The 12,743-nt window shown below is 35.1% G+C and carries 13 protein-coding genes; all 13 read left to right on the top strand.

Annotated elements, in window-relative coordinates; translation table 11 throughout:
- Positions 1–39 precede the first annotated feature (39 nt).
- The 13 genes from atpG (at position 40) to IW15_RS11560 (ending at position 12,701) form a co-directional block, all read left to right on the top strand.
- On the top strand, positions 40–906 hold the full coding sequence (gene atpG / locus IW15_RS11620) for an ATP synthase F1 subunit gamma (RefSeq protein WP_034711421.1): 867 nt from the start codon (positions 40–42) through the stop codon (positions 904–906).
- 103 nt (positions 907–1,009) lie between these two features.
- Positions 1,010–2,368 carry a hemolysin family protein gene (locus IW15_RS11615; protein ID WP_034711420.1) on the top strand — a complete coding sequence of 453 codons (1,359 nt, stop codon included), beginning with the start codon at positions 1,010–1,012 and terminating at the stop codon, positions 2,366–2,368.
- Between the two features lie 10 nt (positions 2,369–2,378).
- Positions 2,379–2,684 carry an ATP-dependent Clp protease adaptor ClpS gene (locus IW15_RS11610; protein WP_034711419.1) on the top strand — a complete coding sequence of 102 codons (306 nt, stop codon included), beginning with the start codon at positions 2,379–2,381 and terminating at the stop codon, positions 2,682–2,684.
- Between the two features lie 153 nt (positions 2,685–2,837).
- Positions 2,838–4,682 (top strand): T9SS type A sorting domain-containing protein, encoded by a 1,845-nt coding sequence (locus IW15_RS22030; protein WP_051881971.1) that lies wholly within the window; start codon positions 2,838–2,840, stop codon positions 4,680–4,682.
- A gap of 129 nt (positions 4,683–4,811) precedes the next feature.
- Positions 4,812–5,426: a uridine kinase gene (udk, locus tag IW15_RS11600; protein ID WP_034711418.1), complete on the top strand. Its 615-nt coding sequence runs from the start codon at positions 4,812–4,814 to the stop codon at positions 5,424–5,426.
- A 1-nt stretch (position 5,427) separates the two neighbouring features.
- Positions 5,428–5,787, top strand: a complete 360-nt coding sequence (locus tag IW15_RS11595; RefSeq protein ID WP_034711417.1) for an FtsB family cell division protein — start codon at positions 5,428–5,430, stop codon at positions 5,785–5,787.
- 85 nt (positions 5,788–5,872) lie between these two features.
- Positions 5,873–7,033 (top strand): methylmalonyl-CoA mutase family protein, encoded by a 1,161-nt coding sequence (locus IW15_RS11590; protein ID WP_034711416.1) that lies wholly within the window; start codon positions 5,873–5,875, stop codon positions 7,031–7,033.
- A gap of 51 nt (positions 7,034–7,084) precedes the next feature.
- Positions 7,085–7,525 carry a DinB family protein gene (locus IW15_RS11585; RefSeq protein ID WP_034711415.1) on the top strand — a complete coding sequence of 147 codons (441 nt, stop codon included), beginning with the start codon at positions 7,085–7,087 and terminating at the stop codon, positions 7,523–7,525.
- Positions 7,526–7,900: 375 nt separating this feature from the next.
- Positions 7,901–8,284 carry a GxxExxY protein gene (locus IW15_RS11580; RefSeq protein ID WP_034711414.1) on the top strand — a complete coding sequence of 128 codons (384 nt, stop codon included), beginning with the start codon at positions 7,901–7,903 and terminating at the stop codon, positions 8,282–8,284.
- Between the two features lie 45 nt (positions 8,285–8,329).
- Complete coding sequence (locus tag IW15_RS11575) at positions 8,330–9,478, top strand: class I SAM-dependent methyltransferase (protein WP_034711413.1); 1,149 nt, start codon at positions 8,330–8,332, stop codon at positions 9,476–9,478.
- Between the two features lie 55 nt (positions 9,479–9,533).
- Entirely contained in the window at positions 9,534–10,178 is a 645-nt protein-coding gene (locus IW15_RS11570; RefSeq protein ID WP_034711412.1) for an OmpA family protein, read from the top strand.
- Between the two features lie 78 nt (positions 10,179–10,256).
- Positions 10,257–11,636: a dipeptidase gene (locus IW15_RS11565; protein ID WP_034711411.1), complete on the top strand. Its 1,380-nt coding sequence runs from the start codon at positions 10,257–10,259 to the stop codon at positions 11,634–11,636.
- Positions 11,637–11,795: 159 nt separating this feature from the next.
- On the top strand, positions 11,796–12,701 hold the full coding sequence (locus IW15_RS11560; RefSeq protein WP_165585186.1) for a T9SS type A sorting domain-containing protein: 906 nt from the start codon (positions 11,796–11,798) through the stop codon (positions 12,699–12,701).
- Positions 12,702–12,743 lie beyond the last annotated feature (42 nt).

The raw sequence follows: 12,743 nt of genomic DNA, 5'->3' as shown, positions 1-12,743 counted from the left end.
ACTAGCAACCAACAACCGACAACCAACAACTAACCCAATATGGCAAACTTAAAAGAAATACGAGGAAGAATCAGTTCAATTTCATCTACGATGCAGATTACCCGTGCTATGAAAATGGTTTCTGCAGCGAAACTAAAAAAAGCGCAGGATGCCATCGTGATGTTAAGACCTTATTCTGAAAAACTACAAGAAATCATCCAGAATGTAAATTCTAGTTCAGATCCTGATCAGATTTCTATTTATGCCCAAAAAAGAGAGGTTAAAAGAGTACTTTTTATTGCTGTGACTTCAAACAGAGGTCTTGCAGGTGCTTTTAACTCATCGATTATAAAAGAGCTTAATATTCAGTTTCAGAATAATTCTCAATATGAGATTGAAGTACTTACCATTGGTAAAAAAGCATATGATGCTGTAAGAAGAAGCCGTAATGTATATGCAAACGGAAGTTCTGTTTTTGATAATCTGAACTTCGATGCAGTTTCTAACCTTACAGAAGCGGTAATGACCAGCTTCAAAGAAGGCAAGTTTGACGAAGTTTATGTTATTTATAATAAATTTGTAAATGCTGCTACTCAAGATGTTACTGTAGAACAGTTACTTCCGATCTTAATGCCTGAAACCACAGAAGAACCTGGCGTAGAGGCTGATTATATCTTTGAACCTAACAAAAATGAAATTTTGGATAATTTAATTCCAAAATCTATCAAAACTCAGGTTTTCAAAGCCGTTCTGGATTCAGTAGCATCTGAGCACGGAGCGAGAATGACTGCCATGCATAAAGCAACAGACAATGCCCAGGAAATGAAGAATGGGTTGGTAATCTTCTACAACAAAGCAAGACAGGCTGCTATTACAAACGAAATCTTAGAAATTGTTTCAGGAGCAGAAGCTTTAAAGAATTCATAAAGAATCTCTTTAACAAAATATTACAAGCATCGAGTATATCGATGCTTTTTTTATTATTTTTATTTTGTATATCTTTGTACCAATAAAATTATACAACTTCTAAATGGATTCGGACATAGTCAGGCTTTTGCTAGCCTTATTTCTTGTTTTACTAAATGGTTTCTTCGTAGCCGCAGAATTTTCAATTGTTAAAGTACGCTATTCACAAATCCAGTTAAAAGCTGCAGAAGGGAATTCTATGGCTAAGCAGGCGGAGCACATCATCAAGCATCTTGATGAATATCTTTCGGCCACACAATTAGGTATTACCTTAGCATCCCTGGCCTTGGGTTGGGTAGGTGAAAGTGCTTTACATCACGTCGTTCAAAATATTTTCAGCTCCTTACGTATTGATCTGGCGGAAACAACCATTACCACCATTTCAGTGGTTACCAGTTTTGTATTAATTACCGTAATGCATATTGTATTCGGAGAACTTATACCTAAATCAATTGCGATCAGAAAATCGGAAGCCACTACCATGGCAACAGCCGTTCCTCTGAGAGTTTTTTATACCGTTTTTAAACCATTCATCTGGTTGATGAACATCATGTCCAATGGATTTTTAAGACTTCTGAAAATTCATCCGGCTTCTGAACAGGAAATTCACTCAACAGAAGAATTACAGCTTTTGGTAAAACAAAGTGCAGACAGCGGTGAAATTGAAGAAGAGAACTATGAGATCATTAAAAATGCATTTGATTTTACAGATCATTCTGCCAAGCAGATCATGGTTCCGAGACAGAATATTACATCTATCGATTTCAAAGAAGATGTTAATGATATCATCAACGAAATCATGGACAGCGGATACTCACGTATTCCTGTGTATGTGGATTCCATTGATAATGTGATAGGTATTTTCTATACCAAAGAAATTATCAGGGAATTTGTTAAAAGAAAAGGAGATCTTACCCATGAAGATCTTAAAGATTTGATGCGTGACACCTTTTTCGTGGTAGGAAGTAAGAAAATTTCAGACCTGTTAAAAACCTTTCAGCAGAAAAAACAGCACCTTGCCATTGTTATTGACGAATTTGGAGGTACTGAAGGAATCGTTACTCTGGAAGATATTCTGGAAGAGTTAGTAGGTGAAATTCAGGATGAAGAGGATGATGAAGAAAAACTGGTGGATAAAATCGCTGACAATACCTATTGGGTTCAGGCTACACAGCCTTTGGATGAGATTAATGAACATTTACCTAAAAAATTACCCCTTTCCGAAGAAAGCGAATACAACTCACTTGCCGGCTTTATCCTTCATGAATTAGAAGATATTCCGGAAGAAAATCAGGAGTTTGATCTGGAAAATTATCATTTCAAGATTTTGAAAATGAATAATAAGAGTGTAGAACTCGTAGAATTGGTCTATGAAGCGCCAAACAGCATCAATGATTTGGCAGATAAATTAGGAGAAGTTTAAATAAGTAAGAATGATATTTTTTAACGGTATAAGAGATTACGAAGATCCAAAACGTAAATATGAAGAAGAAGTTCTCGTTTTGGACGAAACGGATGAAGTTTATAAATTAATTCTGCATAACGACGACATCCATACCTTTGATTATGTGATTGACTGTCTGATAGAAATCTGTAAACACGCCCCGGAGCAGGCCGAGCAATGTACCATGTTGATTCATTACAAAGGCAAATGCACCGTAAAAACAGGCTCATTAGATCTTTTGAAGCCTATGCATGAAAGATTGCTTTCAAGGGAATTAACAAGCGAAATAGTATAGAAAAAGCTCTGACATTGGTCAGAGCTTTTTTATTATTGACTTTTCTCATGGTTTTAAGTCCTTATTTGTAGCCTATTTTTATAATCTGTCACATTATAAGTGGTATTTTCAAGAATCTTTTTTTATTTTAGCTTCTTTAAGAAAAATACAAATATGAAATTAAAAATTAATTCCTTAATTCTGGGATGTGCACTTTCTTGTACTTTTTTATCTGCTCAAGAATCTGTTATGGAGGCTCCTGCAAAAAAATGGATCAGTGAAAACTCCAGAAGTATTGGGATTCCAAACTTTAGCAACTTCACATTGAGCTCTGTACGCAAAGGAAATACAGGCGAGACGCTCCGCTTTCAGCAGACCATTAAAGATATTCCTGTTTTCCAGTCGGAAATTGTTATCCATTTTAACAAAGAAGGCAAAATGAACTTTACGGCGACGGAAGGTCTCAAAAGAGGTCTTACAGAAGTTGATATAGTTCCCGCTTTTTCTGCTTCTGAAGCCAGAAATAAAGCATATGTTGCTTCTAAAACAGCTGGAGAAATAACTTATGAGGAAAATAAATTATTCATCTACATTACCGAAGATGGTAAAACAAAACTTGTTTATAGAGTTATTCTCAATTCCCACGACAATCCAGGAAGCTGGGAAACGATTGTTGATGCTAAGTCCGGAGTGATAATCAGTGTTAAAGACATTGCTGTTCATCATCATAAAGAAGGAGAGAAGTCTGTGCAAAAGCAAATAAACAAAGAGGAAATTCCTGAAAATAAAAGCACTTTTAAAGCATCAGGCACAGGCTATGTTTTTGATGCCGATCCCTTATCCAAAATGGGGGCAACATATGGAGGGCAGTATGTGGATAATGCTGATGCAACCAATGCCAGCTTGGATAATGCCAGAAGTTTGGTGACTTTATCTGATATTGAGCTGGCTAATGGTCAATACAAGTTAAAAAATGCTTATGTAGAAATAAGAGAATTAAGTAGTCCTGCTACCGGATTATTTACGCAGTCTACCAATCAGTTTTTGTTTAACAGGAGCCAACTTGGTTTTGAAGCAGTGAATGCTTTCTGGCATATCGATAAAAGCTTAAGATATATCAATGAAACTTTAAATATCTTATGCAGACCTGCAACCAATGCCGGTGCTGTTGTATATGACCCACATGCACTAAACGGAGCCGATAATTCGCAATATACAACTGCCGGCACCTTGGAATTTGGACAAGGATGCGTAGACGATGCAGAAGATGCTGACGTTATCCTTCACGAATTAGGCCACGGAATCCATCACTGGCTTTCCGGGGGCGTTTCAAATGATGATGGATTAAGTGAAGGTTGCGGAGATTATTGGGCACAGTCATACAGCAGAAGCTTAAACCAGTGGAGCTCTTCCGCACCGCAATACAACTGGGTATTCAATTGGGATGGACATAATAGCTGCTGGGCAGGAAGGATAACCAATACAACCATGGTATATCCCGGGTCAGGAACTTATTATGATAAGGCACAGATTTGGTCGGCAGCCTTAATGAGAATTTATAATAGAATTGGTAAGGAAAAAACAGACAGAGCCTTTTTAGAAGGATTGGCAATGACAACTTCCACCACCAATCAACAGAATGCTGCAATTGCAGTACGACAGGCTGCTATCGATATGATCGGTCAGTTTGGGTTCAGTTGTAACGATATCATGGCTATGACACAAGAATTTACCGCTGCAGGATATGTACTTCCTGAATACAGCTGTACACTGGGTACCAGTGAAACAGGTAAAGAAACAAAGGTTTCAGTATATCCAAATCCGGTTTCTGATCTGTTACATGTTTCATTACAGGGAAATAAAGATGAAAAAGCTGAAATTTATAATATGGAAGGGAGAAAAGTGATGGAGGCTAAGGTGAATAGCAACAGTACAATTGATGTATCAAACCTTCAGACCGGAAACTATATTCTAATCATAAAAGATATCAGCCTGTCAACGAAATTTATCAAAAAATAAATAGAAAAATCTTTTTAATCCGGTGTTTTGGCATCGGATTTTTTTTGAATATCAATTTGTATAGGGATTACTTTACTTGCATTCAACTAAAATAGTATATTTGTAAAACTATAAAGAAACAAAAAAAGAATGCTTGTAATAGGAATTGCAGGGGGTACAGGCTCCGGCAAAACTACAGTTGTTGACAAAATACTTCAGCAGCTTGATATTGAAGGAATGAACATCCTTTCTCAGGATAATTATTATCACGATAACCCAAATCTTACACTCACGGAAAGAGAAGCGTTGAATTACGATCATCCCAAGTCCATAGATTTTGAATTGATGTTGAAACACGTAAAAGCTTTAAAAAATAATGAGTCTATAGAACAGCCCATTTACAGCTTTGTGACGCATTCCAGAACTGGTGATCATGTAACTGTAGAACCTAAAAATGTATTGGTAGTAGAAGGAATTTTGGTACTTACCAATAAAGAATTATTGAAAGAATTTGACTTGAAAGTATTCGTTCACGCAGATTCAGACGAAAGATTAATCAGGCGGATCAGGAGAGACACCCAGGAAAGGGGAAGAGACCTGAATGAAGTACTGCACCGTTATCAGACGACACTGAAACCGATGCACCAGGAATTCATCGAGCCATCTAAAAATGATGCAGATCTTATTATTCCCAATATGAAGCAGAATTCCGTAGCGATTGATTTTTTAACTACCGTTATTAAAAACTCGTTAAGAAAACATTAAAATGAAAGAAAATAACCTTATCAAAGACATACAGCCAAAATCTGAAACGCTGAAAAAAATTCAAAAAATATTTTTGAATAAGTATACCATTACGATATGCCTTTTTCTGGTCTGGATGACCTTTTTTGATAAGACCTCATTTTTGGTAATTAATGAACTCAACGGCGAAATCAACAAGTATGAAGATCAGTTGACCTATTATAAAGCGGAATACGAAAAAAATGATACGTTTTATAAAAAACTGATGAACAATAAATCGGAAAAAGAAAAATACGCCAGAGAAAATTACTTTATGAAAAAACCGAATGAGGAAATTTTCATTTTAGTAGTAGACAGCACCAATATTCCGAAGAAAAAATAATTCATGGTGAATATAATTAATTTTAGGATGATTAATTCACTTGCTCAGCACAATTCACTCATTAACGCTCATAACTCTGAACTCAATGTCAAATACAGATATACTTCCGGATTGGGAAAAACTCGTACAGAAACAGCTTAAATCAGAAGATATTTACACGATTCTTAAGAAAGAAAACTTAGAAGGAATCGATGTAAAACCTTTTTACAGCTCCGTTCAAAAACCCTTGGCCAATCTGCCAAAAGTTGAAGAAAATACCCATTTGGTTGCCAGATATCATGAAAGTTTGGAAGATGATGTATTCGCATTTCTCTTAGATCAAAACGTAGAAAACCTTGAACAGAAAACGGTTTTCGTCAATAATAAAGATCTTGCAGGACACATCAGCCCGGCAGAAGAAGATCAGTATTTTTCATTAATCGACGTTTTTGATGAAAAAGGAGGAATTGATGATCAGCTGGCGAAAGAATTATTAGCAAAAAATTTCAAAAGGAATATCTGTGTAGACATTTCTTTTCATCAGAATGCAGGCGCTGCCATATACCAGCAGTTGGGTATTGCACTAGCCAAAGCCAAAGAACTGATAGAAGTTTATGGTCCTGAAATCTTACATAAACTGATTTTCAGAGTGGCTGTAGGAGGCAATTATTTCTTTGAAATGGCTAAACTCAGAGCCTTTAAAATTATTTTCAATCAATTTTCAAAAGAATACAACCTAAACGAAATCCCCTATATTTTTGCAGAGACCTCGTTGAGAAACAAAGCAGTTGCTGACAGCGAAAATAATCTTATCCGTTCCACACTGGAACTTGCCGCAGCCATGATTGGAGGGGCTGATGCTGTTTTCAGTACCAATTACCGTGTAGGAAAAAGTACGGAGAACTCAGAAGAAATCTCGTTCAAGCAGCAGATCGTTCTGGCCTATGAAAGTATTATCAATGTCTTTGAAGATGCTTCCAACGGAAGTTATTATGTAGAAGATATTACCAAACAGATCGCTGAAAAATCATGGGCTTTATTCGTAGAGATCGAGGAAGCTGGAGGCTATCTGGAACTTTTAAAACAAGGTGTGATCCAGAAAAAGATATTTGATCATGCTGTAGAAGAACAAAAATGGGTGGAAGAAGGCAAAATAAAGCTGATAGGAGTTAATTTATATCCGAAATTAGACGTTAAAAAGTCTGTTGCAGAACTGTATAACGAAAAAGAAATCAAAGCTGTTCGTTGGGCAGAAATGTTTGAATAAATTACAAAGAAAAAATGCTTATTTTTCTTTTCATACTAATATCATCGAGAAATGAATGAAAAACTGATTGACTTGTTTGAATATACTCATCATTTCAATAAGCAAATGATTCACTATATTTCAGAAAATAGATCGGCAGTTGATGGTAAAACGATCAGTTTAATCAATCATACGTTAAATGCTCAGCAAATCTGGAATTCCCGTATTCTGGGCGAAAAAGCTTTTGAAGTATGGCAGATTAATCCTTTGGAAAATTTAGAGGAAATTAATGATAGAAACCATGCTAAAAGCATCGAAATTCTGAATAATTATGATCTGGACAAAAGAATAGAATATCAGAATTCCAAAGGGTTAAAGTTTGAAAACAGTATTTTTGAAATGTTGTTTCATGCGATCAATCATTCAACTTATCATAGAGGACAAATCAATTCTTTACTGAAACAAAACGGACTTACGCCTATATTGACAGACTATATTTTTTATAAAAGATAAACATCTGTGTTAATCTGCGAAAATCTGTGGTCAAATAAAAAATATCTCACCACAGATTACACAAATTTTCACAGATTATTGTGCACAGATATAAATTTTGTGTAATTTTCATAAACACAAAAAATGCATTCACGATGAAAGAAAATGGGATAAGTTTTTATTCCAGAAAATCAATTCTTTACTGAGACAAAACTAGTTTATCCTTTATTGAGAGATTACATTCTTGTAAAAGATAATGTAAACATCTGTGTTAATCTGCGAAAATCTGTGGTCAAATAAAAAATATCTCACCACAGATTACACAAATTTTCACAGATTATTGCTCGCAAATATAATTTTTGTGTAATTTTCATAAGCACAAAAAACACATTCGCGATGAAAGAAAATGAAATAAGCTTTTATGTGAGAAAATCCATATTTTCGGTATATAATGAACTTGGACCCGGTTTGTTAGAAAAGGTATATGAAAATGTTTTAGCTTATGAGCTTCAAAATAATGGACTAAAGGTTAAGACTCAAGTTCCAATGAAAATAAAATATAGAGATACTTTTATAGATTCTAGTTTTATTGCTGATATTATTGTTGAAAATAAAGTTATTATTGAAGTAAAAGCGATAGTAGAAATTCAGAATATACATCACCAGCAATTGTTGACTTATTTAAAATTGACAGGCTTAAAATTGGGTCTTTTAGTAAATTTTAATACAGACTATATTGATAAAAGTATATTCAGAAAAATAAATGGGATTTTAGATTAAATTAAAGCTTCACGATAAAAATAAATACAATCATTTTTGAGATCTGTGGAAGAAAAACTATTGAACAAAGAAGTACAAAATTATATCAATGCTAATCTGCATTCAGACCTGCACGGATTATTGTTGAAAAAATCACCATTTCCTGATGTCTCGATGCAGGAGATTGTTCAGCAAATTAAAGGAAAGCAGACTGCACAGAAAAAATTCTCGTTTTTACTGAAAGAAGGAATAGTTTTTCCGCCACAGCTTAACCTGGAACAGGCTTCTTCTGAGAAAACCGCTCTGTATAAATCAAATATTCTGAAAGGAAAAACTTTTATAGATCTTACCAGCGGATTCGGGATTGATGCTTACTATCTTTCTCAAAAATTTGAAAAAATCACTTTAGTAGAGCAAAATTCAGAGCTTTTGGAGATTGTTTCACATAATTGGGGTATTTTAGAGAAAAAAGCAAGATTCCTCAACCAAAAACTGGAAGACTTTCTTGCTGAAAACCGCAATACATTTGATGTTATCTATCTCGATCCTGCAAGAAGAGACCAAAATAAAAATAAAGTCTTTCTGCTGGAAGACTTATCACCCAACATCATAGAAATTCAGGATAAACTTATTTCTATTTCAAATGAAGTGGTGATCAAATTATCGCCTTTAATTGATCTGAAGTACCTGGTTTCTGTTTTGCCTAATATTTTCAGAATAGAAATTATTGCAGTAAAAAATGATGTAAAAGAGGTTGTTGTTTTTCTTTCCGGAGAAAATTCCGGACAGATTATCTGTAAATGTGTGAACCTGGAAAGTGAAGAATCTGAGCTTGAATATCAATTTGGAGACGAAGAAAATGCCCAATCGGAATACTCAGATCCCGAAAAATTCATTTATATTCCCAATAATTCAATTTTAAAGGCGGGAATTTTCAATGTAATTTCAGAAAAATTCGGACTTAAAAAGCTGCATCCTAATACCCATATTTATACTTCCAATGATAAAGTAAAAAATTTTCCGGGAAGAGCAATGGAGATGGAAGTTGTTGATGGTAAGCAGATTAAAAAGAAAGAGCAGTTTAATATTATCTCAAAAAACTATCCTTTAAAGCCTGAGGAAATTAAGAAGAAATATGGATTAAAAGACGGTGGAGAAAGCTACCTTATTTTTACACAATCCAAAAAAGGTAAAATTATTTTAAAATCAGTATAAAAATGTTGCCTTAAAATGTAGGATTTCTTAATTTTGGGCAATCTAAAATTTAAGCATGAGAAAATTAATTATATGTTTAGCGGTGGCAACTGTAGCTGTAAGCTGTAAAAAAATACAAGCTGGAGGAAATAAGAATACACTGAAACTTGAAGAAGGGATGGAGAGATATTCTGATGATCATCAGGGAGGTGAGGTTCATGAAGCAGCAGCCGGTCATGCTGAAAAAAAAGCTCAGGTTTCTATTGATTTGAATGGTACGGCTTTAAAAGGTTTTGCTAATGGGATGGAAGAAAGTATCATTACTTACCTGAAGTCTGGACAATATGCAACAGCTACTGAAGATGGATTGAAAAATACCTGGTATAATTTCGATAATGTTAATTTTAAAACAGGATCTGCCAATCAACTGGAAGCTGGTTCTCATGAGCAGTTGGATAACTTAGCTAAAATCTTAAAAGCTTATCCGGATGCAAAAATTAAAATTGGTGGATATACTGATAAAACAGGTGATGAAGCTAAAAACTTAAAATTATCTCAGGATAGAGCTAATTTTATTAAAGCTGAACTTTCTAAGTTAGGAGTTACCGGACAAATCGTTTCTGCTGAAGGATACGGAAGCCAGTTTGCGCATGTAGATGCAAAAGCTTCTGATGCTGAAAGAGCTGCAGACAGAAAAATGTCTGTTAGATTCACAAAATAATAATCTGCAATAAAGAAAATATGAATGTCTTGCCTATGCAAGGCATTTTTTTTATTTTTAACAAAACAAATTTTTACAATGCAAGAGACATTAAATTACATTAACGAAAACAAACAGCGTTTCGTGGATGAATTATTTGAGTTATTGAGAATCCCTTCTATTTCTGCAGATCCTGCCTATAAAGATGACGTGTTGAAGTGTGCGGATGTATGTGCAGCATATCTTAAGGATGCAGGAGCGGATAATGTGGAAGTATGCAAAACCAGCGGTTATCCTATCGTTTTTGGAGAAAAACTTATAGATGAAAATCTGCCGACAGTATTGGTATACGGACATTATGATGTTCAGCCGGCAGATCCATTAGAGCTTTGGACAAAACCACCTTTTGAGCCATATATTGAGAAAACCGAACTTCATCCTGACGGAGCCATCTTTGCAAGAGGTTCAGCAGATGATAAAGGACAGTTCTTCATGCATTTAAAGGCATTTGAAGCCATGATGAAAACCAATACGCTTCCTTGTAATGTTAAATTTATTTTAGAAGGGGAAGAAGAAGTGGGATCTGTAAGCCTGGGAGACTTTGTTAATGAAAATAAAGAAAAACTGTCTTGCGACTGTATTTTGATTTCTGATACTCATATTTACAGCAACGAACAACCCACTGTGACAACAGGTTTAAGAGGGTTGAGCTATGTAGAAGTAGAAGTGGAAGGACCAAACAGAGACCTGCATTCAGGACTATATGGTGGTGCAGTACCTAATCCTATCCACGTTCTTTCAAGAATGATTGCTCAATTAATTGATGAAGACGGACGTATTACCATTGACGGTTTCTATGACAATGTAGAGGTAGTTTCTGATGAAGAAAGAGCAGAAATGAACAAACTGAAAGATAATCCTGAAGAATTTAAAAAGTCAATCGGACTGAACGGAGTAGAAGGTGAAAAAGGATATACAACCTTAGAGAGAACTTCAATCCGTCCTACCTTAGACTGCAATGGGATTTGGGGAGGGTATACAGGAGAAGGAGCGAAAACAGTAATTCCTTCCAAAGCTTCTGCTAAAATTTCAATGCGTCTGGTTCCTTATCAGACTCCTGAAGAGATTACAGAAAAATTCACTAAACATTTCGAAAAAATAGCTCCGGCTAATGTAAAAGTAAAAATTACGCCACACCATGGAGGTATGCCTTACGTTTTACCGACGGATACTAAAGAATTCCGTGCTGCTAAAAACGCTATGGAAACTGCATTTGGTAAAGAAGTTCTTCCTTACAGAGGCGGAGGCAGTATTCCTATTACAGCTATGTTTGAGCAGGTTCTAGGCGCTAAATCAGTTTTGATGGGCTTCGGTCTTGATTCTGATGCGATCCATTCTCCAAACGAGCATTACGGACTGTTTAATTTTTATAAAGGAATTGAAAGTATTCCGCTGTTCTTCGAGAATTACACAAAATAAAATAATAAAATCCTTAAGAAATTTTCTTAAGGATTTGTTTTTATAACAATAAAATAACTGGTTTTAAATAAGTTAAAATGCAATTAAAATCATTTGATTGTGATTTATTTTGCATTGGTAATGTTTTTTTTCATATTTTTAGTAATAAAATTTTTAATCATGAAAAAGAATTACTTATTAGGTTTATTATTTTGTATTACGGGATTGAATGCCCAGACCGTAATCTATAACCAACCAACAACTACGACAGACGGTATTGTCGCCAATGCATTAGCAAATAATACTTTTGTTGCTACAGCCGATGATTTTACCCTTACCAGCCAACGAAGGATAACCAAAATCAATATCGTTGGATTTCAGAATCAGGGAACACTTGAAACTACTGTGGCGACCGGAGCAATGCTGTATATTTATGCGGATAATGCAGGCAGTCCGGCAGGAATTCCTAATAACAATGTTGTGGCTCCTATTGCAGCCATTAATATTGCTAAAGGAGCTCCCGGATATGTACTGACAAAAACAGGAACATCGAATTACACTTTTAGTATTGACGTAACCGTTGCTTTATCTACTCCCGTCATTTTACAAGCCAATACAGTATACTGGGTAGTATTTGCTGCCAAAACCAATTTAACAGCCTATACAGCGGCTACACGATTTAACTGGTTTGCAGGACAGGCTAATGGCAGTCCCGCTAAATTAGTTGATCCTGCTAATGCTTTTGGAGCCGGTGCTACGACATGGACCAGTTTATCTGCATTAACGGGAACGACTGCTCTTGATGGTTTAGCTTTTTCTATTGAAGGAAATTCTGTATTAGGAACCACTGAAGTATTCAGCTCTGTAAAAGAAATTACCGTTTCTCCAAATCCTACTTCAGATTATCTGTTTATAAAAACTAAATCTAAAGTGAGTGCAGTAGAAATTTTCGATCTTACAGGAAGAAAGATTGTTTCCACTACAGAAACTGATAGAGTAGATGTAAAAAATCTTGAACCAGGAAACTACATCATCAAAATTCAAACTAAAGAGGGTGTAACCACTGAGAAGTTCATTAAAAAATAAATTAGAAATTTTTTTTTCACTTTTAAAACGTTCCAATTTTGG

It is taken from the genome of Chryseobacterium soli, assembly GCF_000737705.1.
Taxonomy (GTDB): Bacteria; Bacteroidota; Bacteroidia; order Flavobacteriales; family Weeksellaceae; genus Chryseobacterium; species Chryseobacterium soli.
Note: the sequence above shows the minus strand (reverse complement) of the source record. Positions and strands in the feature narration are given on the sequence as shown.